Genomic DNA, 26,233 nt, shown 5'->3' on the forward strand with positions numbered 1-26,233 from the left:
TACGGCACTCTGACGGAGCTTCTCAGGAGCCGCACAGTGGGGACGTCATCTTCTGCCATGTCTGGCGGGTCGGCCGAGGCCGGCGGGGTGGCTGTACCGGTCGGGGGCGTGGGCCCCGTCCGGACCAGCGCGTCGGCTCGCGCCAGCCTGCCCGGCACACCGCTCGCGGCCTCCGCCGCGCGGCGGTTCGTCCGAGCCGCCCTCGCCGACTGGGCCGCCCTGGACGTCCCCGCCGCCGACCGGATCACCGAACGGACCGGGGACGAAGCCGTCCTGCTGGTGAGCGAGCTGGTCACCAACGCGGTGGTGCACGCCGGTACCGCCGTCGAGCTCAGCTGCGCGCTGGACGTCCCCGGCCACGAGGGCGAACCGCCCTCGCTGGTGGTCGAGGTGACCGACCAGCACCCCACCCGGGTGCTGCGCGGCGAACCCCCGGTCGAGGAGGAGCCGGAGTACGCCGGGGGCCACGGGCTGCGGCTGGTGGCCGGGATCGCCGAGTCCTGGGGCACCACCTACCGGCGGGCCAGCAAGACCGTGTGGTTCCAGCTGGCCGTCGCAGCGGACGCGGACGACGGTCCGGCGGCCGCGGGGTTCGAGGGGCTCGGCCGTGACGGCGCCCGGCTCGCCGAGCGCGCGCTGCCGCGCGAGCGGGAGGCACACCCCGTCCAGCTGGTGGCCCCCGTGCCGCCCCGGCGGGTGCCCGCCCGGCGCAACGACCCCGAGTGGGCCCGGCACGGCGCGCTCTCCTTCCTCGCCGAGGCGTCCGACATGCTCGCCGGGCAGTTCGACGAGGACCTGGTGACCTCGCTCGCCGTCCAGTTGCTGGTGCCGCGGCTGGCCGACTGGTGCGCGGTGTGGCTCGACGCCGGGAGCGGCCCGCCGCGTCTGGCACGGGTCTGGCACGCAAGCGAGGGCCGTGTCGAGGAGCTGCGGCGGGTCCTGGAGAAGGAGCCGCCCCATCTGCCCGCCGCCGCCCGCGGCGGCGCCGTGGACTGGCCGTGGCCCGCCGACCCCGCCGCGTACGGGCCCGGCGGCGCCGCCCTGGCCTGCCGCCTGATCGCGGGCGGACGGGCCCTGGGCACCCTGCTGCTCGGGCGCGCCGGGCTGGTGCGGATGCCCGGCGAGGTCGTCGGCCTGATCGAGGACTACACCCGCCGCGTCGCCCTGGCGCTGGCCTCCGCCCGCCGCTACACCCGGCAGGCGGACATCAGCCGGGTGCTCCAGCGCGGACTGCTGCCGTCCGGCATCCCGCGCATCCCCGGGGTGGAGTCGGCGGTCGTCTACGAGCCCACCGGCGAGATCTCCGCCGGGGGCGACTTCTACGACGTCTTCCCGGCCCGTGACGGCCGCTGGGGCTTCGTCCTGGGCGACGTCTGCGGCAACGGCCCCGAGGCGGCCGTCGTGACCGGCCTGGTGCGCCCCTGGCTGCGGCTGCTGGCCCGCGAGGGCTACGGCGTCGGGGAAGTCCTCGACCGGCTCAACCAGCTGCTCGGCGAGGAGGCGGTCGAAGCGGCGGTCGAAGGGGCCACCGAGGCGGTCGTGGCGGGCGTGGAGGCGGCCGGGGTCGGCGTCGGCGTCGCGGAACTGGTCGACGCCGGGCTCGTCGGCGCGGGGCTGCCGCCGGGCGGCGGGATGGCCCGCTTCCTGTCGCTCCTGTACGGGGAGCTGGAGCCGCTGGGCGACGGTGACGACGGCGCCGGGGGCGGGCTGCGCTGCACCCTCGCCAGTGCGGGCCATCCGCTGCCGCTGGTGCTGCGGCCGGACGGCTTGGTGCGCACCGTCGCCGCCCCGCAGATACTCCTCGGGGTGGTGGACGATGTCGCGTACGAGAGTGAAACGTTTGATCTGATGCCCGGCGAAACGCTCCTGTGTGTGACGGACGGGGTGACCGAGCACCGCTCGGGCAGCCGCCAGTTCGACGACGAGGAGGGGCTCGCGGCGGTCCTCGCGTCCTGCACGGGGATGAGCGCGCGCGAGGTCGCGGAGGGGGTGCGGGAGGCGGTCCACGCGTTCGCGGCGGAGCCGCCAAACGACGATCTGGCGATGCTGGTGCTGAAGGCTCTCTAGTGCCGACGCGGCACCAGGGTCCGTCTTCGAAGGGGGCGTCCGGCCGCGTGCGGCGTCTGGTGCGGTACCTCGCACGGCGGAGGACCGCCTGGTACTGGGCGTACTCGGGCGACTGGCGACAACCCCGACGCGGCGGCCGGCCACAGGGTTTGGGGCGCCGGCCTCGGCCCCGGAGGCGGTCGGCCCTGCGCCCTGGAGCCGTCGGAGCCGCGTCGGGTCGTTCGGCTCACGCTGTCCTCGGCTCCGGGGCCGGGGTGCGGAGCGGGGGCATGTGCCCCGTCGTCTCCGGGCCCGGGGCCCCGACGCGGCGGTCGGCCCCGGCCCGGGGCTGGTCGGCGCCGAGCCGGGGCGGTACCCGTCGCCGCCGGGGCGGCCCCCGGACCGGTGGCGATGCCGGACAATGGGTCCCATGCCTTCCGTACTGCCCGATGGCGAGCCCGTGCCCGCGGACGGTGCGCTGCCCCCCGGCGCGCTCGCCGGGGCCGGGCGGCGTCCGCTGGGCTTCTATCTGCACGTGCCCTACTGCGCCACACGCTGCGGCTACTGCGACTTCAACACGTACACCGCCAGTGAGCTGCGCGGCTCCGGTGGGGTGTCGGCCTCCCGGGACACCTACGCCGAGCAGGTCACCGAGGAGGTGCGGCTGGCGCGGAAGGTGCTGGGCGACGATCCGCGGGCGGTCGAGACCGTGTTCGTGGGCGGCGGTACGCCGACCCTGCTCGCGGCGGCCGACCTGGGCCGGATGCTCGCGGCGATCCGCGAGGAATTCGGCCTGGCGGAGGGCGCGGAGATCACCACCGAGGCCAATCCGGAGTCGGTGGATCCGCGCTATCTGGCGGAGCTGCGCGAGGCCGGGTTCAACCGGGTCTCGTTCGGGATGCAGAGCGCCCGGCAGCATGTGCTGAAGGTGCTGGACCGCACCCACACCCCCGGCCGCCCCGAGGCGTGCGTCGCCGAGGCGCGGGCCGCGGGCTTCGACCATGTGAACCTCGACCTGATCTACGGCACCCCGGGCGAGAGCGACGACGACTGGCGGGCCTCCCTGGAGGCCGCCCTCGGTGCCGGACCGGACCATGTCTCGGCCTACGCCCTGATCGTCGAGGAGGGCACCCAGCTGGCGCGCCGGATCCGGCGCGGAGAGGTGCCGATGACCGACGACGACGTCCACGCCGACCGCTACCTCATCGCCGAGGAGATGCTCTCGGCCGCCGGTTTCGACTGGTACGAGGTCTCCAACTGGGCCACCTCGCCCGAGGGCCGCTGCCGCCACAACGAGCTGTACTGGCGCGGCGCCGACTGGTGGGGCGCGGGCCCCGGCGCCCACAGCCATGTGGGCGGGGTCCGCTGGTGGAACGTGAAGCACCCCGGCGCGTACGCCCAGGCCCTCGGCGAGGGCCGGTCGCCCGGTGCGGGCCGCGAGGTGCTGGCCGACGAGGAACGCCGTGTCGAGCGCGTCCTGCTGGAACTGCGGCTCTCCGAAGGCTGCCCCCTGGACCTGCTCCGCCCGGCGGGCGCGGCGGCCGCCGCGCGGGCGCTGGAGGACGGCCTGCTCGCCCCCGAGCCGTACCGGCAGGGCCGGGCCGTTCTCACGCTGCGGGGGCGGCTGCTGGCGGACGCGGTGGTTCGGGACCTGGTGGACTGAGCTTCGAAGGGTGACGGTGGCAGGGGGTGCGGTAGGAATATGACTACGCTGAGTGCGCGCTGGGAAAAGGGGGATCATCGCGATGACCGCTGTGGACGACCGGGTGGAGCTCATGGCCGATGACCGAGCGGACCATATGGCAAAGGCATTCGAGGATCTCTCTGTGCCCGAAGGGCTCAAGGCTGAGCTGATCCGGGGGGAAATCGTGATGATGGCCGGGCCCGACTGGGTCAACAATTCGATCGTAGAGTCTGTGGTGGACCAGATCCCCCGCGCTGCATGGCATAGGTTGCAGACGCAGGACATCGCGATCCCGGGCGAGGCTAGTGAGCCGCAGCCGGATCTTGTGGTCTATGAGCGTGGAGGGTTCGAAGGCCCCGGGCGCCTCGTGCCCGCCCCGGCGGTCACCATGGTCGTAGAAGTCATCTCCAAGACCAGCGCGCGCCGTGACTACCAGGACAAGCGCTCGGTGTACGCGGCCGGGCAGATCCCCGCCTACCTGATCATCGACCCCATCGCCGCCAAGTGCGTTCTGCTCACCGAGCCGAAGGGGGCCGGTGAGGAGGCTGACTACTGGACGGAGCGGGCCAGCGAGTTCGGCGACCCGGTGACCATCGAGGCGCTGGACCTCACGCTGGAGACCGACGAGTTCCACACCCTTAGCTGACCCCCACCGTCACGAAATCGATCAGCTCCTCCACCCGCCCCAGGAGTTCCGGCCGCAGGTCCTTGTAGGAGTGGACCGAGGAGAGGATGCGCTGCCAGGCGGCGCCGGTGTTCTCCCGCCAGCCCAGGGCGCGGCACACGCCCGTTTTCCAGTCCTGGCCGCGCGGTACCTCGGGCCAGGCGGCGATGCCCGCCGAGGACGGCTTCACGGCCTCCCAGATGTCGATGTAGGGATGGCCGACGACCAGTACGTGGTCGCCGGTGACCTCGGCGGCGATGCGGGACTCCTTGGAGCCGGGCACCAGATGGTCGACCAGGACGCCGAGCCGGGCGTCCGGGCCGGGGGCGAAGTCCCGGACGATGGCGGGGAGATCGTCGACGCCCTCCAGGTACTCGACGACCACGCCCTCGATGCGCAGATCGTCGCCCCAGACCCGCTCGACCAGCTCCGCGTCATGGCGCCCCTCGACGTAGATGCGCCCCGCGCGGGCCACCCTCGCCCGCGCCCCCGGTACGGCGAGGGAGCCGGAAGCCGTGCGCCGGGGCGTGGCGGGGGCCGTCGCGCGCGGGCGTACCAGCGTGACGACGCGGCCCTCGAGCAGAAAGCCGCGCGGCTCCATGGGGAAGACGCGGTGTTTGCCGAAGCGGTCCTCCAGAGTGACCGTCGGGCCCTGCGCGGTCTTCTCGCAGCGGATCACCGCCCCGCAGAACCCGGTGGTGACCTCCTCCACGACGAGGTCCGGCTCGGCGGGGACCTCCGGGGCGGGCTGCTGCCGCTTCCAGGGCGGGGTCAGGTCCGGGTTGTCGTATCGGCTGCGCACCCGGCTGACGATAGCGGCGGAGTCAGCGGGACACGCCGAAGCGGGCGGCCAGTTCGTCGCGCTGGGTGCGGACGAACTCGGCGTCCACCACGGACCCGTGGCCCGGGACGTACCGTGCCTCCTCGCCGCCGAGCGCCAGCAGCCGGTCCAGGGCGGCCGGCCACCGCGCGGGGATCGCGTCGCGCCCCGCCTGCGGCGGTCCGGACTCCTCGACCAGATCGCCGCAGAAGACCACCTCGGGCTGCCCGGGGACCAGGACCGCCAGGTCGTGGGCGGTGTGCCCGGGGCCGACGTTCGCCAGCAGCACGGGCCGGTCGCCCAGGTCAAGGGTGACCTCCCCGGAGACGGAGTGGTGGGGGAGGACCAGGTGGTCGGCGGCCTCGGTGGCGGCGCCCCGGTCCACACCCTGCCGGATGGCCGACTCGCGCAGTTCCTCCCGCTCGGCACGCAGCAGTTCGTCCAGGCCCGCGGCCCCGTACACCTCGCAGCCCGAGAAGGCGGCCGTGCCCAGGACGTGGTCGAAATGCGGATGGGTGAGCGCGATCCGGGTCGGGCGGCGCCCGGCGAGCCGGGTGATCTGGGTGCGGAGCGCGGCACCGTCACGCAGCGTGGCCCCGGTGTCCACGACGAGTACGTCCGTCCGCCCGACGACCACGCCGACGGTCTCGTCCCAGCCCGGCATGCGCAGCCGGGCCACCCCGGGGGCGAGGGTTTCCCAGCCCGCCTCGTGCCACCGCGGCTCTTCCCAACACGTCTCCATACCGAGACGCTAGCTCTCGGAGCGATAGCGTGGCGGGTCGTGCGGCCTCCGCCACACGGCGGCTCTTGCCCCGGCCACCGCACCCCGCCGTACACTGGCGTAGGGGTTCTGGCACTCGTGACCGTTGAGTGCCAGGGGGACGACCTGAAGAGACCGCTGGACTGGAGGTGCGCGGGGTGCTCAGCGAACGCAGACTCGAAGTGCTGCGTGCCATTGTCCAGGACTATGTGGGGACCGAGGAGCCGGTCGGCTCCAAGGCGCTCACCGAGCGCCACCGGCTGGGGGTCTCCCCGGCCACGGTGCGCAATGACATGGCCGCGCTGGAGGACGAGGGCTTCATCGCCCAGCCGCACACCAGCGCCGGGCGCATCCCCACCGACAAGGGCTACCGCCTCTTCGTGGACAAGCTGGCCGGAGTCAAGCCGCTGTCCACGCCGGAGCGCAGGGCCATCCAGAACTTCCTGGACGGCGCCGTGGACCTCGACGACGTCGTGGGCCGCACCGTCCGGCTGCTGGCGCAGCTGACCCGGCAGGTCGCGGTGGTGCAGTACCCGTCGCTGACCCGTTCGACGGTGCGCCATGTGGAGCTGCTGCCGCTGGCCCCGGCCCGGGTGATGCTGGTGCTGATCACGGACACCGGGCGGGTCGAGCAGCGCATGGTGGACTGCCCCTCGCCGGTGGGCGAGGAGTCGCTCGCGGATCTGCGGGCCCGGCTCAACAGCCGTGTCGTGGGGCGGCGGTTCGCGGATGTGCCGCAGTTGGTGCAGGATCTTCCGGAGTCCTTCGAGCAGGAGGACCGGGGGACGGTCTCGACGGTGCTGGCGACCTTGCTCGAGACGCTGGTGGAGGAGACCGAGGAGCGGCTGATGATCGGCGGCACCGCGAACCTCACGCGTTTCGTGCATGATTTCCCCCTGACGATCCGGCCCGTTCTGGAGGCACTTGAGGAGCAGGTCGTCCTCCTCAAGCTGCTCGGCGAGGCCAAGGACTCGGGTATGACCGTGCGCATCGGGCATGAGAATGCTCACGAGGGGCTGAATTCCACCTCGGTGGTCGCGGTCGGCTACGGTCTGGGCGACGAGGCCGTCGCCAAACTCGGCGTGGTCGGACCGACCCGCATGGACTACCCCGGAACGATGGGAGCGGTACGCGCAGTGGCACGTTACGTCGGACAGATCCTGGCGGAGTCGTAAGTGGCGACGGACTACTACGCAGTCCTGGGCGTGCCGCGTGATGCCTCGCAGGACCAGATCAAGAAGGCATTCCGCCGGCTCGCCCGCGAGCTGCACCCGGATGTGAACCCGGATCCGAAGACCCAGGAGCGGTTCAAGGAGATCAACGCCGCTTACGAGATCTTGTCGGACCCGCAGAAGAAGCAGGTCTACGACCTCGGCGGGGACCCGATGTCGGGCGCGGGCGGAGGAGGCGGCGCCGGTGGCTTCGGCGCGGGCTTCGGCAACTTCTCCGACATCATGGACGCCTTCTTCGGTACCGCTTCGCAGCGCGGCCCCCGGTCCCGCACCCGGCGCGGCCAGGACGCCATGATCCGTCTCGATGTGGAGCTCAGCGAGGCCGCGTTCGGGACCACGAAGGACATCCAGGTCGACACCGCGGTGGTGTGCACCACGTGCAGCGGCGAGGGCGCGGCGCCGGGCACCTCGGCGCAGACCTGTGACATGTGCCGCGGCCGCGGTGAGGTCTCGCAGGTCACCCGCTCCTTCCTGGGGCAGGTCATGACCTCGCGGCCGTGTCCGCAGTGCCAGGGCTTCGGCACCGTGGTGCCGACCCCGTGTCCGGAGTGCGCCGGTGACGGGCGGATCCGTTCGCGGCGCACCCTGACCGTGAAGATCCCGGCCGGTGTGGACAACGGCACCCGGATCCAGCTGGCGGGCGAGGGCGAGGTCGGCCCGGGCGGCGGGCCCGCGGGCGATCTGTATGTGGAGATCCACGAGGTCCCGCATCCGGTCTTCCAACGCCGCGGCGACGACATGCACTGCACGGTGACCATCCCGATGACGGCGGCGGCGCTCGGCACCAAGGTGCCGCTGGAGACGCTGGACGGCCTGGAGGAGGTCGACATCCGGCCCGGCACCCAGTCCGGCCAGTCGATCCCGCTGCACCAGCGCGGCGTCACCCATCTGCGGGGCGGCGGCCGGGGCGATCTGATCGTCCATGTCGAGGTCACCACCCCCACCAAGCTGGACGCGGAGCAGGAGGAGCTGCTGCGGCGGCTGTCCAAGCTGCGCGGCGAGGAGCGGCCGACCGGGGAGTTCAAGCCCGGTCAGCAGGGGCTGTTCTCGCGCTTGAAGGACGCGTTCAACGGGCGGTAGGTGTCCGGCCGGGGGTTCGGGGGTTGTCCCCCGGGGGATGCGGCCAAGCCCGGCCGGCAGGGGCTGTTCTCGCGCTTGAAGGACGCGTTCAACGGGCGGTAGGTGTCCGGCCGGGGGTTCGGGGGTTGTCCCCCGGGGGATGCGGCCAAGCCCGGCCGGCAGGGGCTGTTCTCGCGCCTGGAGGACGCGTTCAACGGGCGGTAGGCGTCCGGCCGGGATCCCCACTGACGGCGGTGATCCGGTTGTCGGCCGGTGCGGAGCACATGACACGATGTGGCCATGTCCTCCGCGCTGACCGATCTCTTTCGGTATCCGATCGTGCAGGCGCCGATGGCGGGCGGAGCGTCCTGCCCCCCGCTGGCCGCCGCCGTCTCCGAGGCCGGCGGTCTCGGTTTTCTCGCCGCCGGGTACAAGACCCCGGAGGCGATGTACGAAGAGATCAAACAGCTGCGCGGACTGACCGACCGGCCCTTCGGCGTCAATCTGTTCATGCCGCAGCCGCCCACCGCCGACCCGGCCGCCATCGAGGTCTACCGCGAGCAGCTCGCGGGCGAGGCCACCTGGTACCAGACGCCGCTCGGCGACCCCGACGCGGGCGTGGACGACGCGTACGAGGCGAAGCTGGCGATCCTGCTCGACGACCCGGCGCCGGTGGTCTCGTTCACCTTCGGCTGCCCCACCCGAGATGTCCTGGACGCCCTGGCCAAGGCCGGTACGCGCACCGTCGTCACGGTCACCTCGCCGGTCGAGGCGCAGAGCGCCCAGTGGGCGGGCGCCGACGCGCTCTGTGTGCAGGGCGTGGAGGCGGGCGGCCACCAGGGCGGCTTCCGCAACGACCCGGCCGAGGACGGCATGGGCGGCGGCTTCGGGCTGCTGTCGCTGATCGCGCTGGTCCGCGAGTTCGTGCAGATTTCGGTCATCGCGGCGGGCGGGCTGATGCGCGGTTCCCAGATCGCCGCGGCGCTGGCCGCAGGCGCGAGCGCGGCCCAGCTGGGCACCGCGTTCCTGGTGACCGCCGAGTCCAGGGCCAACGGCCTGCACAAGCGCGCCATGACGGACCCGATGTTCGGCCGGACCGAGCTGACCCGCGCCTTCTCCGGCCGTCCGGCCCGGGGCCTGGTCAACCGGTTCATCCGCGAGCACGGCCCGTACGCCCCGGCCGCCTACCCCCAGCTGCACCACCTCACCTCCGGGCTGCGCAAGGCCGCGGCCAAGAAGGGCGATCCGCAGGGCATGGCGCTGTGGGCCGGACAGGGCCACCGGCTGGCCCGTGAGCTGCCCGCCGGGAAGCTGGTGGAGACGCTGGCGGCCGAACTGGACGCGGCGCGGGCCGCGTTGAACGTCAAGCCGTCCGACGGCGAGGTGCTGTGACCGCCCCGGTGTTCGTGGCCGACTCCCTGGAGGGGGCGGCCGCGGGGGCCCGGATCGCGCTGGAAGGGCCCGAGGGGCGGCATGCCGTCTCCGTACGGCGGCTGCGCGTCGGCGAGCCCGTAGTGCTCACCGACGGGCGCGGCACGGGCGTCTCCGGCGCCGTGGCGGCCGTCGAGGGCAAGGACCGGCTGCTGGTCGAGGTGGCCGAGGTGCGTCACGAGGAGCCGCCGAGCCCGCGGATCACCGTGGTGCAGGCCCTTCCGAAGGGCGACCGCGGCGAGGTGGCCGTGGAGACCATGACCGAGACCGGTGTGGACGCGGTGGTGCCGTGGACGGCCGCCCGGTGCATCACCCAGTGGAAGGGCGAGCGCGGGCTGAAGGCGCTCGGCAAGTGGCGGGCGACCGCCCGCGAGGCGGGCAAGCAGTCCCGCCGGCTGACCTTCCCGGAGGTCACGGACGCGATGACGACCAAGCAGGTTGCTCGACTTCTGGCCGATGCCGATTTCGCGGCCGTCCTGCACGAGGAGGGCAGCGCACCGCTGGCCGCGGCGCACCTGCCCGCCTCCGGTGAGATCGTGCTCGTGGTGGGTCCCGAAGGGGGAGTCTCCCCCGAGGAGTTGACCGCATTCGCCGAGGCGGGCGCGGCACCGTACCGGCTGGGCCCGAGCGTGCTGCGCACCTCGACGGCCGGAACGGCGGCGGCCGCGCTGCTGCTGGGGCGTACCGGCCGCTGGGGCTGAGCGGCCCTCCCGGGCCTGTCTCCGGGGGCGATGCCATGACCTGGCACGGTGGCCGACGATGGTCTTCCGGTACGTCGCACCCAGTGGGAACCTGTCCCCTATGGGGGTATTGAGCCTTGTAAGGCATCGTCACGGGCGGCCGTTCCTGGCCATCGCGGCATCGGTCGCGGCCGTCGTCGCGGTGACCGGATGCGACCCGGAGGACAACGGGGTCAGCTCCATCGTCGTCGCGGTCACCACCGACAAGGTCGCCTCCCGGGCCCTGGAGAAGGGCGGTGTCGACGTCCGCTGGATGACCTGCAACGCGGACCTGAAGGGCGGCCGCACGGCCGGTGCTTCGGCCTCGGGCGACACCAACCGTGAGCGGGACGAGGGCACCGAGACCGACGCGTCGGTCGACTGCCGGGGCGAGACCGAGAACGACAAGAAGATCAAGATCACCGGCAAGGTCACCTTCGTACGGAAGAACCACTGTGTACGGGGCCAGTTGACGGCCTCCGTGGACGGGCACCGGGCCTTCGAGGCCCGGGTGATCGGGGAGTGCGACGGTGGCCGCGACGACGACCGCGGCTCCGGGCGGGACAACGACCGGAACAGCGAGCGCCCCGAGCCGCACCGCAGCTACCCCCTGGACCACCGGACCACCGAGGGCACCCAGGGCAAGTAGGGCGGGTGGGAACGAGCGGGCACCAGCGGGAGCGGGCGGACACCCAGGGCACAGGGGATTCGGGTGCACCGCCGGCGGGGCGTCCCGGTACCATCCGGTCCGTACCAGCCGACGATCCGTGAGGAGCCACCGGTGGCGGGAGAACCGCAGGCCGACTGCCTGTTCTGCAAGATTGTCTCGGGGGAGGTGCCGGCCACCGTCGTCCGTGAGACCGACACCACGGTCGCCTTCCGCGACATCAACCCCCAGGCGCCGACCCACATTCTGGTGATCCCCAAGGTCCACTACCCGGACGCCGCCGCCCTTGCCACGGCCGAGCCGCAGATCACCGCCGATGTGCTGCGCGAGGCGGGCACGGTCGCGGCCGAGGAGAAGATCGACGGCACGGGTTTCCGCGTGGTGTTCAACACCGGCTCCGGCGCCGGGCAGACCGTTTTCCACGCACATGCCCACGTCCTGGGCGGCCGCGGGCTCAACTGGCCCCCCGGGTAGTCCGGTGTCCGCACGCGAACTGGTCGTCCTCGGCACCGCCAGCCAGGTGCCCACCCGCCAGCGCAACCACAACGGCTATCTGCTGCGGTGGGATGGCGACGGGCTCCTCTTCGACCCCGGCGAGGGCACCCAGCGCCAGATGCTGCGGGCCGGTGTCGCCGCGCACGACATCGACCGGATCTGTGTCACGCACTTCCACGGCGACCATTCGCTGGGACTCGCCGGGGTGATCCAGCGGATCAACCTGGACCGGGTGCCGCATCCGGTGACCGCGCACTACCCGGGCGGCGGACAGCGCTTCTTCGAGCGGCTGCGCTACGCCACCGCGTACCGCGAGACGGTGCCGCTGGCCGAGCGGCCGATCGAGGGCGAGGGCGGGGTGATCGCCCGGACGCCCGCCTACACGCTGGAGGCCGCCCGGCTGTCGCACCCCGTGGAGTCCTACGGCTACCGCCTCGTCGAGCCCGACGGCCGCCGCATACTGCCCGAGCGACTGGCGGCGCTCGGCATCCGCGGTGCGGAGATCGGCCGCCTCCAGCGGGACGGCACGCTGGAGCGGGACGGGCGCACGATCGCCCTCGAGGAGGTCAGCGAGGCCCGCCGCGGCCAGCGCTTCGCCTTCGTCATGGACACCCGGCTGTGCGACGGCGCGTACGCCCTGGCGCAGGGGTGCGATCTGCTGGTCATCGAGTCGACCTTCCTCGACGAGGACGAGCCGCTCGCCGTCGAGTACGGCCACCTCACCGCCGGGCAGGCGGCCCGCCTCGCGGCCGAAGCGGGCGTCCGGCACCTCGTCCTGACCCACTTCTCCCAGCGCTACGGAGACCCCTCCGACTTCGAACGCCAGGCCCGCGCCGCGGGCTTCGACGGCGACCTCACGGTGGCCCAGGACCTGATGACGGTGGTCGTGCCCAAGCGCCGCTGAGGCGGCGCGGGGGCGCGGCGGCCTCGCGCGGCGCCCGGGCCCGCGCGGCCCCGGGCCCCGGCCCGTGGGCCCTGCGGCGCCGTGCCGTGTGGGCCGGCGTCCAGCGGGAGTCCTGCCGTTCGCGCCCGGACGGGAGCCCGTTCCGGTTCGCGCAAGAGGCGGCCGGGCGTATGCCGGTGGTGGGCGGCCCGGATCGCCCGGCCCCTGTGGCGGCCCGTCGCCGGGCCGTGCGGAGGCCGCTTCGGGGGCCCGCGCCCGCGCCGGCGGCGTGGGCCGGCGCGGGCCGCCGCGATGCGGTGTCTGTGGGATCGGGCACACTGGCCGCACCGCTTCCGACGGCGATGACGACCGCGAGGACGTGCACGGCGGCGGGAGTGCCGGTACGAACGGTTCGACCTGGGAGCACACACGGTGACGACATATGACGGCGACGAGCATGCGGCGGGCCGCCCCCTGCTCGACCCGCTCGCGGCCGTTCGCGGGCCCGGCGATCCGGCCTGCGACGTCTATCTGACCGGCACCGTCTTCCTCGACATCATCTTCACCGGTCTGGACTCCGCCCCCATCCGCGGCACCGAGTCCTGGGCGCGGGGAATGGGCTCCAGCCCCGGCGGCGTCGCCAATATGGCGACCGCCCTGGCGCGGCTGGGGCTGCGTACCTCCCTGGCCGCCGCCTTCGGCGACGACCACTACGGCGACTACTGCCGTGACGAGCTCGACCGCGGCGAGGGGATCGATCTGTCGCTGTCGCGGACGATCCCGGGCTGGCATTCCCCGGTGACCGTCTCCATGGCCTACGAGGGCGAGCGGACGATGGTCTCCCACGGCCATGAGGCGCCCCCGCCGGAGGAGCCCGCGCCCAGCTGCCCGCCCCCGTCCCGCGCCGCCATCGCCTCGCTCGTCCCCGGCCGCCGCGAGGAGTGGGTCGCGGAGGCCGCGCGCAAGGGCAGCCGGGTGTTCGCGGACGTCGGCTGGGACGACACCGGCCGCTGGGACCCGGACGACCTCGCCGATCTGGAGCACTGCGAGGCGTTCCTGCCGAACGCGGCCGAGGCGATGAGCTACACCCGCACCGACTGCCCGCGCGCCGCCGCCCGCGCACTGGCCGACCGCGTGCCGCTCGCGGTCGTCACCCTGGGTGCCGAGGGAGCGTACGCGGTCGACGGCCGCACCGGTGAGACCGCCGAGGTGCCCGCGATCGCCGTGGAGGCACTGGATCCGACCGGCGCCGGGGACGTGTTCGTCGCGGGCTTCGTCACCGGCACCCTCGCCGAGTGGCCGCTGGCCGACCGGCTGGCCTTCGCCGGGCTGACCGCCGCGCTGTCCGTCCAGGAGTTCGGCGGCTCGCTGTCCGCGCCCGGCTGGGTCGAGATCGCCGCCTGGTGGCAGCACGCCCGCGCCTACGACGACCAGCCGCTGCGCCGTTACGCCTTCCTGGACCGGATACTCCCGGGCGCCGCCCGCCCCTGGCCGCTCCGCCGGGCCGTCCCCACCATCGGCTTCCGGCGGGCCTGACCGCCCCGGGGTCCGCCCGTGGTCCCGGCCTGCGGGGATGGTGTGATGAGCGGGTACGGAGTAAAAGCGCTCGGGTCTTGTCGGTGCTCCGTCGTACCCTGGTATCTCAAGGTTGTCGAGCGGCGAGAACCGTTTGTCACAGGAGGTAGGAGCAGGCCCGAGAGCCGGCCCATGACGCAACCAACCACAGCACGGCAGGCGCATGCGCAGTTCACGGTCCCGACCAAGCACCCCATGGTGATGGTCCTGGGATCAGGGGACTCGCTGCTGCGTGTGATCGAGAACGCGTTCCCGGCGACCGATATCCACGTGCGAGGCAATGAAGTCAGCGCGACGGGGGATCCGAAGGAAGTCGCCCTCATCCAGCGCCTGTTCGACGAGATGATGCTGGTGCTCCGCACCGGTCAACCGATGACGGAGGATGCGGTGGAGCGCTCGATCTCCATGCTGCGCGCGGCGGAGAACGGGGAGGGCGCGGCGGAGGAGACCCCCGCCGAGGTGCTCACCCAGAACATCCTCTCCAACCGCGGCCGCACCATCCGCCCCAAGACGCTCAACCAGAAGCGCTATGTCGACGCCATCGACAAGCACACCGTCGTCTTCGGCATCGGCCCCGCCGGGACCGGCAAGACCTATCTGGCCATGGCCAAGGCGGTCCAGGCGCTTCAGTCCAAGCAGGTCACCCGGATCATCCTGACCCGTCCGGCGGTCGAGGCGGGAGAGCGGCTCGGGTTCCTGCCCGGCACGCTCTACGAGAAGATCGATCCGTATCTGCGGCCGCTGTACGACGCGCTGCACGACATGCTCGACCCCGACTCCATCCCGCGTCTGATGGCCGCGGGCACGATCGAGGTCGCGCCGCTGGCGTACATGCGCGGCCGTACGCTCAACGACGCGTTCATCATCCTCGACGAGGCGCAGAACACGAACCCCGAGCAGATGAAGATGTTCCTCACCCGGCTCGGCTTCGACTCCAAGATCGTGATCACGGGTGACATCACCCAGATCGACCTGCCCGGCGGGACCAAGAGCGGTCTGCGCCAGGTGCGGGAGATCCTGGACGGTGTCGACGATGTCCACTTCTCCATACTCACCAGCACCGACGTGGTCCGGCACAAGCTGGTCGGCCGCATCGTCGACGCGTACGACGAGTACGACAGCCGCAACGGAAAGTAATCACGAAGCCCCATGGCGATCGACGTCAACAACGAATCCGGCACGGACATCGACGAGCGGGCGATCCTGGACGTCGCCCGCTATGCCCTGGCCCGGATGCGCATCCACCCGCTCTCCGAGCTCTCGGTGATCGTCGTTGACGCCGACGCCATGGAGCAGCTCCACATCCAGTGGATGGACCTGCCGGGGCCGACCGATGTCATGTCCTTCCCGATGGACGAGCTGCGGCCGCCCGCCAAGGACGACGAGGAGCCCCCGCAGGGCCTCCTCGGTGACATCGTGCTCTGTCCCGAAGTGGCCAGGAAGCAGGGCGAGGAGGCGCCGACCGGGCACTCCATGGACGAGGAGCTCCAGCTGCTCACCGTCCACGGCCTCCTCCACCTCCTCGGCTACGACCACGAGGAGCCGGACGAGCGCGCCGAGATGTTCGGCCTCCAGGCAGCGATCGTCGACGGCTGGCGCGCCGAGTACGGTCTGACCGGCCCCTCCCCGGCCCCCACCACCCGATGAGCGGGCAGCTCGTCACGGCGGCCGTCCTGCTGGTGGTCGTCGCCTGGCTGGCGGCGTGCGCCGAGGCGGGGCTCGCCCGCACCACCCGGTTCCGGGCCGAGGAGGCCGTGCGCACCGGGCGGCGCGGCAGCGCCAAGCTGATGCATGTCGCCGGGGACCCCACCCGCTATCTCAATGTCGCGCTGCTGGTCCGGGTGGCCTGTGAGGTGGCGGCGGGCGCGGTGGTCACCTACGCCTGTCTGCGCGAGTTCCCCGAGACCTGGAAGGCGCTGACCGTCGCGATCGGCGTGATGGTCCTGGTGTCGTACGTCGCCGTCGGCGTCTCACCGCGCACCATCGGCGCCCAGCACCCGCTGAACACCTCGACCGCGGCCGCCTATGTGCTGATTCCGCTGGCCCGGGTCATGGGTCCGATCCCGCCGCTGCTGATCCTCCTCGGTAACGCGCTCACGCCCGGAAAGGGCTTCCGCAAGGGCCCGTTCGCCTCCGAGGCCGAGCTGCGCGCCCTGGTCGACCTCGCGGAGCAGGAATCGCTGATCGAGGACGAGGAGCGGCGCATGGTCCACTCCGTCTTCGAGCTCGGCGACACCCTGGTGCGCGAGGTCATGGTGCCGCGCACCGACCTCGTCGCCATCGAGCGCTACAAGACCATCCGGCAGGCGCTCACCCTCGCGCTGCGCTCCGGCTTCTCCCGGATCCCGGTCACCGGGGAGAACGAGGACGACATCGTCGGGATCGTCTACCTCAAGGACCTGGTCCGCAAGACACACATCAACCGCGAGGCCGAATCCGAGCTGGTCTCCACCGCGATGCGGCCCGCCGCCTTCGTCCCGGACACCAAGAACGCGGGCGATCTGCTGCGCGAGATGCAGCGGGACCGCAACCATGTGGCCGTCGCCATCGACGAGTACGGCGGCACGGCCGGGATCGTGACCATCGAGGACATCCTCGAGGAGATCGTCGGTGAGATCACCGACGAGTACGACCGGGAGCTGCCGCCCGTCGAGGACCTGGGCGACGGCACCCACCGGGTCACCGCCCGGCTCGACCTCGGCGACCTGGGCGAGCTGTACGGGACGGATCTGGAGGACGAGGACGTCGAGACGGTGGGCGGACTGCTCGCCAAGGCGCTGGGCCGGGTGCCGATCGCGGGCGCCACGGCCGAGGTCGATGTCCCCGACGGCGGTACGGACCCGGCGCTCAAGGCCCTGCGGCTGACCGCCGAGTCCCCGGCCGGACGCCGCAACCGCATCGTCACGGTGCTGGTCGAGCCGGTCCGGGAGACCGCCGCCGCCGAACCGGAGGCGTAGCCGAGCCGCGTTGGTCCTCGTTCACCGCGCCGCGGTGTTGTGCCCACCCTCCGTGCCCACCTTCCATGCCCACTCTCCGCGCGCCCCCCGGCCGCCGCGGCGCGGCGGTGGCCTGTGTCGACGCGCCCCGGCACGCCCGCGCAACCGGGTGCGCGGGACTGCGCTGCGCCATCCGAGTGGAAAGGGCCCCCACACTCTGGCCCATCTGGCGTAGGCCCCTGCTTACTTGCAGATACCGACTGGTGGGTCGCCCATACCTCTGTCGGGGGACGGTCGGCCTGTCAACTTGACGTAGACGGACGACCGTATGGGCACCCCCGTGCAGAGGCCATGGCTCCGCGCGGCATGCGTCGCGCGGAGCCGGGCGGCCCATCTCATCCGCAATCCGGAAGGGGCCGCTCCTATGCCTGCCTCCAGCACCTCGGTGATCTCGACGCCGAATCCCTCACTTTTCGGCCAGTCCGTCACCTACACCGCCACGGTCACTGATCCGCTCTCGGTGTTCACGCCGGACGGAGAAGTCACCTTCGTCATCTCCGGTGGCCCGACCCTGGGCCCGGTGACGGTCAACGCCTCCGGACAGGCCTCCGTGACCGATGCCTCGCTTGCGGTCGGCTCCCACCTGGTCACGGCCAACTACGCCAACGACACCAATCTGGACCCCTCGTCGGGCACGACCATCCAGCAGGTCAACCAGGCGGCGACCGTCACCACCATCACCTTCGTGCCGGCTTCCCCCGTCTGCGGGGAGTCGGTGACGGTGACGGCCAACGTGGCGGCCGTACCCCCGGGCAGTGGAACGCCCACCGGTACGGTCACCTTCATCGTCAGCGCCGACGGGCCGACGATGAACGGGACTCTCGACGCTTCCGGAAACGCCTCCGTCACCTTCCCCGGCCTGAGTGTGGGCACTCACCAGGTCGCGGCCTTCTACCTCGGCGACACGAACTTCGCCGCGTCCAACTCCCCCTTGACCCCGCTCACCATCGGACAGGGGGCGTCGACGACGGTGTTCTCGTCGCCGACGGTGTCGCCGGTGTGTGGTGATGCGGTGCAGTTGTGTGCGCAGGTGACGGTGGACTCGCCGAGTACGTGTTCGGTGTCGCCGGGGACGGTGACGTTCGTGGTGGCGGGTGGTCCGACGTTGTCGGCGGCTGTGGACGCGGCTGGGAACGCGTGCGTGACCACCAGTGCGATTCCGGTGGGGACGCATGGGGTGACGGCCACCTATTCGGGGAACACCGATGTCGCGGGTTCCGCGGACAGCACGGGTTCGGTGACGATCGGGCAGGGGGTGTCGACGACGGTGTTCTCGTCGCCGACGGTGTCGCCGGTGTGTGGTGATGCGGTGCAGTTGTGTGCGCAGGTGACCTCGTCGGGTTCGTGTCCGGTGTCGCCGGGGACGGTGACGTTCGTGGTGGCGGGTGGTCCGACGTTGTCGGCGGCTGTGGACGCGGCTGGGAACGCGTGCGTGACCACCAGTGCCATCCCGGTGGGGACGCATGGGGTGACGGCCACCTATTCGGGGAACACCGATGTCGCGGGTTCCGCGGACAGCACGGGTTCGGTGACGATCGGGCAGGGGGTGTCGACGACGGTGTTCTCGTCGCCGACGGTGTCGCCGGTGTGTGGTGATGCGGTGCAGTTGTGTGCGCAGGTGACCTCGTCGGGTTCGTGTCCGGTGTCGCCGGGGACGGTGACGTTCGTGGTGGCGGGTGGTCCGACGTTGTCGGCGGCTGTGGACGCGGCTGGGAACGCGTGCGTGACCACCAGTGCCATCCCGGTGGGGACGCATGGGGTGACGGCCACCTATTCGGGGAACACCGATGTCGTGGGTTCGGCGGGCACCGGCTCGGTGACGATCGGCCAGGGGGTGTCGACGACGGTGTTCTCGTCGCCGACGGTGTCGCCGGTGTGTGGTGATGCGGTGCAGTTGTGTGCGCAGGTGACCTCGTCGGGTTCGTGTCCGGTGTCGCCGGGGACGGTGACGTTCGTGGTGGCGGGTGGTCCGACGTTGTCGGCGGCTGTGGACGCGGCTGGGAACGCGTGCGTGACCACCAGTGCCATCCCGGTGGGGACGCATGGGGTGACGGCCACCTATTCGGGGAACACCGATGTCGTGGGTTCCGCGGGCACCGGCTCGGTGACGATCGGCCAGGGGGTGTCGACGACGGCGGTCGTGGCCACGCCGACCTCTTCGGTCTGCGGTCAGCAGGTGATCCTGTGCGCCCACGTGACCTCGTCGGGTTCGTGTCCGGTGTCGCCGGGGACGGTGACGTTCGTGGTGGCGGGTGGTCCGACGTTGTCGGCGGCTGTGGACGCGGCCGGGAACGCGTGCGTGACCACCAGCGCCATCCCGGTGGGGACGCATGGGGTGACGGCCACCTACTCCGGGAACACCGGCGTATCGGGCTCGTCGGGCTCCACCACGCTCACCGTGAACCAGGCGACCTCCACGACGGCGTTGACCATTGCGCCCCCCTCGACCGTGTGCGGTGGACCGGTGCAGTTGTGCGCGCAGGTGACGGTGGCCTCACCGGGCACCTGCACGCCGAACCCCGGGACGGTCACGTTCGCGATCACCGGCGGACCGACCCTGACCGGGACGGTCAACGCCAGCGGTCAAGCGTGTGTGACGACCGGCCCGCTCGCAGTGGGCTCGTATCCGGTGACGGTCACGTACTCCGGGAACACCGGGGTCGCGGGCTCGTCGACCACCGGTACGATCACGGTGGTCAACGCGAACACCACCACCACGCTCACCTCTTCGCCCAACCCGTCCGCCCCCGGCCAGACGGTGACCTTCACCGCCACCGTGGCCGCGGTGCCGCCGGCGACGGGCACCCCGACCGGGACCGTGACGTTCACGATCAGCGGCGGACCCACCCTCACCGGGACGCTCAACGGCTCCGGAGTGGCGACGGTGAGCACCAACGCGCTCACCGCCGGACCGCACACGGTCACCGCCACCTACAGCGGCGACGGCTGCTTCAACGGGTCGACGTCCAATACGATCACCCAGAACGTGGGGGCGGCGACCAACACGACACTCACCGCCAACCCGGCCACTATCCGGCTGCGGTTCAACGGCACCCTGGTCATCCCGACCCTGAGCGCGACGCTGAGGGACGCGTCGAACAACCCTGTCCCCGGCCAGACCATCACGTTCGTGGCCAACTCCAGCCTGGGGCCGATCTCCTTGGGCAGCGCGGTCACCAACATCAAGGGCACGGCGACCCGCTCCAACGTCACCGTCCCGCCGACCGTGCTCACCGCGTCGACGTACACCGCCTCCTTCGCCGGCGCTCCCGGGCTGAGCCCGGCGTCGGCCAACGCCTCACTGACGTTCCAGCCGTACCCGCTGCTCCCGTAAGGCCGGGGTAGCCCCGGAGGGAACCGACCGAGCGCACCAACCCAGCCACAGCTGCGCCGGACCGCTGCCAGCGGCCCGGCGCAGCTGTGGGTCGCGGACGCATCAGACACGTCCGCGGTGTCCGCGCAGCCCGAAGGCCACCGCCACCCCGATCAGCGCGACAACCGCCGCGTCGGCGCCGATACCCAGCCTGATACCGCCCAGCGTCGAGGCCGCGTAGCCCGCCCCGCCGTCGCGCAGCGACGCCATACGGGCCGAGGCGAGGGCGCTCAGCAGCGGAATGCCGACGGTGATGCCGATCTGCTGGGAACTGGTCACCAGCCCGGTGGCCAGGCCCTGTTCATGGTCCGGCAGACCGGAGGTGGCGATGACGCCGTACGAGACGATCACCCACAGATGGGCGAAGCTGGCGAGGCTCACCGCGGCCATGGCCAGCCAGGCACCGGCGGCGTTCTCGCCGAGCCCCACCATCACGGCCGTCAGCGCCGCCTGGATCAGCAGCGATCCGATCAGCGTGCGACGGGCGCCGAAGCGGCCGATCACCTTGGGCGCGACCACACCGGCGACCGCGGAGAACACCCCCTGCACACCGAAGACCAGACCGGTGACGAGCGACGACAGCTCCAGCACCTCCTGGAGATACAGCGTCAGCAGGAAGATGATGGCGCTCATCATCGCGAAGGTGGTCAGCCCGGCCAGATTGCCCCAGGCCACGGTGGGTCGGCGCAGCATCGGCAGCGACACCAGCGGTTCGGTGGCCCGGGACTCCACGACGGCGAACGCCACGAGCAGCAGGGCGCCGCCGACAAGCGCCACGATGACATCGGCGCCGCCGAAACCGCGCTCGGCGGCCGTCGACAGGGCGTAGATGACACCGAGCAGTCCGCCGGTGACGGTCACCGCGCCCGGTACGTCCAGCCGCGGCCGCTGGGGCCGGCGCGACTCCGTCAGCAGCGCGGGGGCGGCGGCCAGCACCAGGGCGCCCGCGACCGCGAGCAGCCCCATGGTGGAGCGCCAGCCAAGGGTGTCGGTCAGCCCGCCGCCCAGGACCATGCCGATGGTGAAGCCCAGCGACATCAGCGTGCCGCTGATGCTCAGGGCGCGTTCGCGTTGCGGGCCTTCGGCGAAGGTGGTGGTGAGCAGTGACATACCGGTCGGCACGATCACGGCCGCGCCCAGCCCCTGGACGGCCCGCCCGATGAGGAAGACGGCCGGGTTCCAGGCGAGCGCGGCCAGCAGGGACGCCGCCGTGAACAGGGCGAGCCCGGTGAGGAACAGCTTGCGCCGCCCGTACAGGTCCGCCACCCGGCCGAAGAACAGCAGGAAGCCGCCGGACGGCAGGGCGAACGCGGTGACCGCCCACTGGAGGTCGGACTGGCCCATGCCCAGGTCCCGACCGAGCACGGGAAGGGCCACGTTCAGGATCGAGAAGTCCAGCGCCACCATGAACTGGGCGGCGCACAGCACCAGCAGGACCAGCTTGGCGCGGCCGGTCAGCCGCGCCGGAGCCGGATCGGGGGCCGGGGGAGCGGTATCGCGCCCGGCGGCTGAGCCGGAGAGATCGGAAGGGTCGGAAGGGTCGGAAGGGTCGGAAGGGTCGGAAGGATCGGAAAGATCGGAGAGAGCCGAAGGGGAATCGATCGCCATGGTCAACAGGTTCGAATGATCCGAGAGGGCGTGGGGAGCGGGCACTTATCCTGTTGGCCGCACCACCAGCTTCGGCGCGAGAACGCCGGTGAGCACACCGGTGAGGAGGGGGAACGGGGTGGCAGCAGCCGCGGAGAGGACGGCACGGGCCGGACAACCGGCCACGGGGGGCGGGCAGGCCGCGCGGGACACGGGCAGTACGCGGACCACCGGCAAGTCGCTCCGCCGCCAGGAACTGCGTGACTTCCTGATGACCCGCCGGGCCCGGGTCAGCCCCGCCGAGGCGGGTCTGCCGGACGGCGGCCGCCGCCGTACGCCGGGACTGCGCCGGGAGGAGGTCGCGGTCCTGGCCGGAGTGGGGGCTTCCTGGTATCAGTGGCTGGAGCAGGGCCGGGACATCACCGTCTCGCCGCAGGTGCTGGACGCGGTCGCCCGGGTGCTCCGGCTCAATGACCCCGAGCGCCGCCACCTGTACGTCCTGGCCGGGCTGAATCCGCCGGTGCCGGTGTCCGGATACGCCGCGGACCATCTGTGCGAGGGGCTCCAGCGGCTGATCGACGCCTGGATGCCGTTCCCCGCGCACATCATGGACCGTTACTGGAACGTGGTCGCCTACAACGACGGCGCCTCGCTGGTGCTGGGGTTCCGTCCGGAGATCCGGCAGAACTGCCTGATCACCTTCTTCACCGACCCGGTCTACCGGGCCCGCGCCATGAGCTGGAAGGAGAACGCGCCCTGGGTCGTCGCCCAGTACCGCGCCTCCCTCTCCGACCACCCGGACGACGAGGGCTTCGGCGAGATCATCGGCGAACTGTCCGAGCTGAGCCCGGAGTTCACCGAGCTGTGGGAGCGCCGGGACGTCCATGCCGGCGGTCAGATGTTCAAGGAGCTGCACCATCCGCTGGTGGGCGCGCTGCGTTTCGAGTCCACCCAGCTGCGGATCCCGGCCCGTCCGGACCTGACGATCGTGCTGCACCATCCGATGCCGATCGAGGGCGCCGGGACCGGTGCGGGGGCGCAGACGGCCGAGGAGACCACGGCGAAGCTGGAGTGGCTGCTCTCCCCGGAGGGCCGGCGCGGCGGGATGTACTCGGTGGCGGGCTGACCCGCGGCCGTCCCCACCGGCATCCGGACCGGTGGGCGGCCCGCATATGCTCATCCGCATGAGCGAAGCAGCGCAGCTGGACCCGGAAGACCGCAAGATCGTCACGCTGGCCCGCTCGGCGCGGGCCCGCAACGGCGTGGCCGAGGGCGCCGCCGTGCGCGACGAGACGGGCCGCACCTATGTGGCCGGAACCGTCGCCCTGGACTCGCTCCGGCTGAGCGCGCTGCGGACCGCCGTCGCCATGGCCGTCGCCAGCGGTGCGAAGTCCCTGGAGGCCGCGGCCGTCGTGACCGAGGCCGAGACCGTCTCCGACGAGGACCGCGCGGCCGTACGGGACCTCGGTGGAGCCGGTACGCCGGTGCTGCTGGCGGGCCCGGACGGCACCGTGCGCGCCACCCTCCCGGCCTGATGGCGCGGCCGCCGGGCCGCCGGAGCGGATCCGCCGGACCGGCCGGTCCGGCGGGCTGGTCCGAGCGGGGCGGGGCATCGGGGAGAATGGGCGCCATGAGTGTCCGTACCTCGCCGTCCCCGTCCGAGCCGGGGGAAACCCCGCACCGCTCGGGCTTCGCCTGCTTCGTCGGCCGCCCCAACGCGGGCAAGTCGACCCTCACCAACGCGCTGGTGGGGACGAAGGTCGCGATCACCTCCAACCGCCCGCAGACCACCCGGCACACGGTGCGCGGCATCGTGCACCGCCCCGACGCGCAGCTCGTGCTCGTCGACACCCCCGGTCTGCACAAACCGCGCACCCTGCTGGGCGAGCGCCTCAACGACGTCGTACGGACCACCTGGGCCGAGGTCGACGTCATCGGCTTCTGTCTGCCCGCCGACCAGAAGCTGGGCCCCGGCGACCGTTTCATCGCCACCGAGCTGGCCGGGATCAAGAAGACCCCCAAGGTCGCGATCGTCACCAAGACCGACCTGGTCGAGCCCGAGCAGCTGGCCCAGCAGCTGCTGGCCGTCGACCGGCTCGGCACGGAGCTGGGCATCGAGTGGGCGGAGATCATCCCGGTCTCGGCGGTGGACGCGGAGAAGGGGGCGGGCCGCGGAGCCGCCGCCGAAGGCGGAGACGGCCGCGGGGCCGGTCAGGTGAGCCTGCTGGCCGATCTGCTGGTTCCGCTGCTGCCCGAGGGCCCGGCGCTCTACCCCGAGGGCGACCTCACCGACGAGCCCGAGCAGGTCATGGTCGCCGAGCTGATCCGCGAGGCGGCGCTGGAGGGCGTACGGGACGAACTGCCGCACTCCATCGCGGTGGTCGTCGAGGAGATGCTGCCCCGTGAGGACCGTCCCGCGGACAAGCCCCTCCTCGACATCCACGCCAACCTCTACATCGAGCGCCCCAGCCAGAAGGGGATCGTCATCGGCCCCAAGGGCCGACGGCTGAAGGATGTCGGGACGAAGTCCCGCAAGCACATTGAGGCGCTGCTCGGCACTCCGGTCTTCCTCGATCTGCACGTCAAGGTCGCCAAGGACTGGCAGCGCGACCCGAAGCAGCTCCGCAGGCTGGGTTTCTGAGCGCTACGCCCCCTCCTTGAGCACCGTACGGATCAGCTCGCGCTGGGCCTCGCTCAGGTGCGGGTCCGCGGCGTGGACCGTGCGGCCGTCGATGGTGATCTCGTAGTGGAAGCCGTCCGGGACGCCGCGCGTGGCGGCCGCGGCGCCCTTCTCGACGGCCTGGTGGGCCAGGGCGGCCAGATGGGTGGCGTCGGGCCGGCCGGAGGTGTCCAGCTCGGCCCGGCGCTCGATTCCGGCGAATCCGCCGGTGCGGGTGACGGAAATACGCATGGGTCCATCACTACCCGAGGGCGGGCCCTAGCGCGCGCCCACCCGCGTCCGCAGATCCGTGATGCCGACCCCCGCCCAGGCCTCCAGCACCGCCGACTGCTCCTCGCCCTCGCCGTAGCGGGAGTGCGCCGCGGCCACCGTGAGCTGGGCGAAGTCACTGAACTCGGCGTCGGAGGCCAGATCGCCGCCGGTGAGCACGTCGTACCAGATCTGTCCGGCCCGCTCCCAGGCGTGGCCGCCGAGGGCCTTGGCGGCGAGGTAGAAGGCGTGGTTGGGGATCCCGGAGTTGATGTGGACACCGCCGTTGTCCCGTGAGGTGTGGACGTAGTCGTCCATCGTGCCGGGCTGCGGGTCCTTGCCGAGGACGTCGTCGTCGTACGCCGTGCCCGGGGCCTTCATCGAGCGCAGCGCCACCCCGGTGACCCGCTCCGCCAGCAGCCCCTTGCCGATCAGCCAGTCGGCCTCCTCGGCGGTCTGGCCGAGGACGTGCTGTTTGACCAGCGAGCCGAAGACATCGGACATGGACTCGTTGAGCGCGCCGGACTGGCCGAAGTACTCCAGGTTGGCGGTGTACTGCGTGACGCCGTGGGTGAGCTCGTGGGCCATCACGTCGACCGGGATGGTGAAGTCGAGGAAGACCTCGCCGTCCCCGTCGCCGAAGACCATCTGCTCGCCGTCCCAGAAGGCGTTGTTGTAGTCCTCGCTGTAGTGGACGCTGGCGTTCAGCAGGAGGCCGGAGTCATCGATGGAGCGTCGGCCGTACGCCTTGAGGAACAGCTCGAAGGTGGCGCCCAGACCGTCGTACGCGCGGTTGGCCGACTCGTCCCGGCCGGAGGCGTCGCCCTCGCCACGGACCTTCTTCCCCGGCAGCCGCGTGGCGTGCTGGGCGTCGTAGATGGTGCGCTTGGGCTTGTTGGACGGGGCCCGCTCCACGGTGGCGGTGACACCGCGGACCGTGGTGATCCGGCGGCGGGTGCGCTCCAGGGCGTCCCGCTCCAGGGTGCGGCGGGCGGGCTCGGCCACCGTGGGATCGTCGGCATGGGAGAGCTTGTCCAGGACGTGCGGCGGCACGATCGTGCAGAAGACGCTGCGGGAGTGCTGAGTGTGGGCATCCATCCAGGCAATGTGGCACTGCGCTGTGGAGTTGTCACTCCTTGCGCTCATGATTGCTGAAATCGAGTGGTTGATGTGTATTTTCCGGCGAGGGCCGTGTGGGATGTCCTGTCCCGCATCGTGATACGGACCCGCCGGGGTCCGGTGTCTCGGTTAGGCTGCCTCCATCATGCGTTTCGGGCTGCTTCTCCTTAGCTGCCGCGGCGAGGGCCTGTAGT

At 71.9% G+C, this 26,233-nt stretch carries 23 protein-coding genes; 18 read left to right on the forward strand and 5 right to left on the reverse strand.

Going from position 1 to position 26,233, the window contains the following annotated elements; translation table 11 throughout:
• Positions 1 to 57: 57 nt before the first annotated feature.
• The 3 genes from HUT19_RS27465 to HUT19_RS27475 all read left to right on the forward strand — a co-directional run bounded on the left by HUT19_RS27465 (position 58) and on the right by HUT19_RS27475 (position 4,376).
• Positions 58 to 2,067: an ATP-binding SpoIIE family protein phosphatase gene (locus tag HUT19_RS27465; RefSeq protein ID WP_176183021.1), complete on the forward strand. Its 2,010-nt coding sequence runs from the start codon at positions 58 to 60 to the stop codon at positions 2,065 to 2,067.
• 409 nt (positions 2,068 to 2,476) lie between these two features.
• Entirely contained in the window at positions 2,477 to 3,709 is a 1,233-nt protein-coding gene (gene hemW, locus HUT19_RS27470; RefSeq protein ID WP_176183022.1) for a radical SAM family heme chaperone HemW, read from the forward strand.
• Between the two features lie 82 nt (positions 3,710 to 3,791).
• Positions 3,792 to 4,376: a Uma2 family endonuclease gene (locus HUT19_RS27475; protein WP_176183023.1), complete on the forward strand. Its 585-nt coding sequence runs from the start codon at positions 3,792 to 3,794 to the stop codon at positions 4,374 to 4,376.
• On the opposite strand, the gene HUT19_RS27480 is transcribed toward HUT19_RS27475, so the two are convergent.
• Complete coding sequence (locus HUT19_RS27480; RefSeq protein WP_176183024.1) at positions 4,369 to 5,196, reverse strand: DUF3097 domain-containing protein; 828 nt, start codon at positions 5,194 to 5,196, stop codon at positions 4,369 to 4,371. The two genes, HUT19_RS27475 and HUT19_RS27480, sit on opposite strands and share 8 nt — an antisense overlap.
• A gap of 22 nt (positions 5,197 to 5,218) precedes the next feature.
• Complete coding sequence (locus HUT19_RS27485) at positions 5,219 to 5,956, reverse strand: MBL fold metallo-hydrolase (protein WP_176183025.1); 738 nt, start codon at positions 5,954 to 5,956, stop codon at positions 5,219 to 5,221.
• Between the two features lie 176 nt (positions 5,957 to 6,132).
• Between HUT19_RS27485 and hrcA the strand changes: the two genes are divergently transcribed.
• The 12 genes from hrcA to HUT19_RS27545 all read left to right on the forward strand — a co-directional run bounded on the left by hrcA (position 6,133) and on the right by HUT19_RS27545 (position 20,365).
• Positions 6,133 to 7,149 (forward strand): heat-inducible transcriptional repressor HrcA, encoded by a 1,017-nt coding sequence (hrcA, locus tag HUT19_RS27490; protein ID WP_176183026.1) that lies wholly within the window; start codon positions 6,133 to 6,135, stop codon positions 7,147 to 7,149.
• Positions 7,150 to 8,286 carry a molecular chaperone DnaJ gene (dnaJ, locus tag HUT19_RS27495; protein ID WP_176183027.1) on the forward strand — a complete coding sequence of 379 codons (1,137 nt, stop codon included), beginning with the start codon at positions 7,150 to 7,152 and terminating at the stop codon, positions 8,284 to 8,286.
• A gap of 279 nt (positions 8,287 to 8,565) precedes the next feature.
• Positions 8,566 to 9,657 carry a nitronate monooxygenase gene (locus HUT19_RS27500; RefSeq protein ID WP_176183028.1) on the forward strand — a complete coding sequence of 364 codons (1,092 nt, stop codon included), beginning with the start codon at positions 8,566 to 8,568 and terminating at the stop codon, positions 9,655 to 9,657.
• Positions 9,654 to 10,397, forward strand: coding sequence for a 16S rRNA (uracil(1498)-N(3))-methyltransferase (locus HUT19_RS27505; RefSeq protein ID WP_176183029.1), 744 nt, complete (start codon positions 9,654 to 9,656; stop codon positions 10,395 to 10,397). The genes HUT19_RS27500 and HUT19_RS27505 overlap by 4 nt, the downstream gene beginning before the upstream one ends.
• A gap of 100 nt (positions 10,398 to 10,497) precedes the next feature.
• Positions 10,498 to 11,064, forward strand: coding sequence for a hypothetical protein (locus HUT19_RS27510; RefSeq protein WP_254885816.1), 567 nt, complete (start codon positions 10,498 to 10,500; stop codon positions 11,062 to 11,064).
• A 132-nt stretch (positions 11,065 to 11,196) separates the two neighbouring features.
• On the forward strand, positions 11,197 to 11,556 hold the full coding sequence (locus tag HUT19_RS27515; protein ID WP_176183030.1) for a histidine triad nucleotide-binding protein: 360 nt from the start codon (positions 11,197 to 11,199) through the stop codon (positions 11,554 to 11,556).
• A gap of 4 nt (positions 11,557 to 11,560) precedes the next feature.
• Positions 11,561 to 12,481: a ribonuclease Z gene (locus HUT19_RS27520; RefSeq protein WP_176183031.1), complete on the forward strand. Its 921-nt coding sequence runs from the start codon at positions 11,561 to 11,563 to the stop codon at positions 12,479 to 12,481.
• Positions 12,482 to 12,892: 411 nt separating this feature from the next.
• The gene (locus HUT19_RS27525; RefSeq protein ID WP_176183032.1) at positions 12,893 to 13,996 is read left to right on the forward strand and encodes a PfkB family carbohydrate kinase; all 1,104 of its coding nucleotides are present in this window, start codon (positions 12,893 to 12,895) and stop codon (positions 13,994 to 13,996) included.
• Between the two features lie 171 nt (positions 13,997 to 14,167).
• On the forward strand, positions 14,168 to 15,172 hold the full coding sequence (locus HUT19_RS27530; protein WP_176183033.1) for a PhoH family protein: 1,005 nt from the start codon (positions 14,168 to 14,170) through the stop codon (positions 15,170 to 15,172).
• Between the two features lie 12 nt (positions 15,173 to 15,184).
• Positions 15,185 to 15,682: an rRNA maturation RNase YbeY gene (ybeY, locus tag HUT19_RS27535; protein ID WP_176183034.1), complete on the forward strand. Its 498-nt coding sequence runs from the start codon at positions 15,185 to 15,187 to the stop codon at positions 15,680 to 15,682.
• The gene (locus tag HUT19_RS27540; protein WP_176183035.1) at positions 15,679 to 16,992 is read left to right on the forward strand and encodes a hemolysin family protein; all 1,314 of its coding nucleotides are present in this window, start codon (positions 15,679 to 15,681) and stop codon (positions 16,990 to 16,992) included. Before ybeY ends, HUT19_RS27540 begins: the two co-directional genes overlap by 4 nt.
• A gap of 403 nt (positions 16,993 to 17,395) precedes the next feature.
• The gene (locus HUT19_RS27545; RefSeq protein ID WP_176183036.1) at positions 17,396 to 20,365 is read left to right on the forward strand and encodes an Ig-like domain-containing protein; all 2,970 of its coding nucleotides are present in this window, start codon (positions 17,396 to 17,398) and stop codon (positions 20,363 to 20,365) included.
• Between the two features lie 102 nt (positions 20,366 to 20,467).
• On the opposite strand, the gene HUT19_RS27550 is transcribed toward HUT19_RS27545, so the two are convergent.
• On the reverse strand, positions 20,468 to 22,012 hold the full coding sequence (locus tag HUT19_RS27550) for an MFS transporter (protein WP_176183037.1): 1,545 nt from the start codon (positions 22,010 to 22,012) through the stop codon (positions 20,468 to 20,470).
• 250 nt (positions 22,013 to 22,262) lie between these two features.
• On the opposite strand from HUT19_RS27550, the gene HUT19_RS27555 reads away from it, so the two are divergent.
• From HUT19_RS27555 to HUT19_RS27565, 3 genes are all read left to right on the forward strand, one after another.
• Positions 22,263 to 23,117 carry a helix-turn-helix transcriptional regulator gene (locus tag HUT19_RS27555; RefSeq protein WP_176187366.1) on the forward strand — a complete coding sequence of 285 codons (855 nt, stop codon included), beginning with the start codon at positions 22,263 to 22,265 and terminating at the stop codon, positions 23,115 to 23,117.
• Between the two features lie 58 nt (positions 23,118 to 23,175).
• Positions 23,176 to 23,526 (forward strand): cytidine deaminase, encoded by a 351-nt coding sequence (locus HUT19_RS27560; protein WP_176183038.1) that lies wholly within the window; start codon positions 23,176 to 23,178, stop codon positions 23,524 to 23,526.
• Positions 23,527 to 23,612: 86 nt separating this feature from the next.
• Positions 23,613 to 24,632 (forward strand): GTPase Era, encoded by a 1,020-nt coding sequence (locus HUT19_RS27565; RefSeq protein WP_176183039.1) that lies wholly within the window; start codon positions 23,613 to 23,615, stop codon positions 24,630 to 24,632.
• Between the two features lie 3 nt (positions 24,633 to 24,635).
• Here HUT19_RS27565 and HUT19_RS27570 read toward each other — a convergent pair whose 3' ends face one another.
• Positions 24,636 to 24,902, reverse strand: coding sequence for a protealysin inhibitor emfourin (locus HUT19_RS27570; protein WP_176183040.1), 267 nt, complete (start codon positions 24,900 to 24,902; stop codon positions 24,636 to 24,638).
• Between the two features lie 27 nt (positions 24,903 to 24,929).
• On the reverse strand, positions 24,930 to 26,018 hold the full coding sequence (locus tag HUT19_RS27575; RefSeq protein WP_176183041.1) for a M4 family metallopeptidase: 1,089 nt from the start codon (positions 26,016 to 26,018) through the stop codon (positions 24,930 to 24,932).
• Positions 26,019 to 26,233 lie beyond the last annotated feature (215 nt).

It is taken from the genome of Streptomyces sp. NA02950, from assembly GCF_013364155.1.
Taxonomy (GTDB): domain Bacteria; phylum Actinomycetota; class Actinomycetes; order Streptomycetales; family Streptomycetaceae; genus Streptomyces.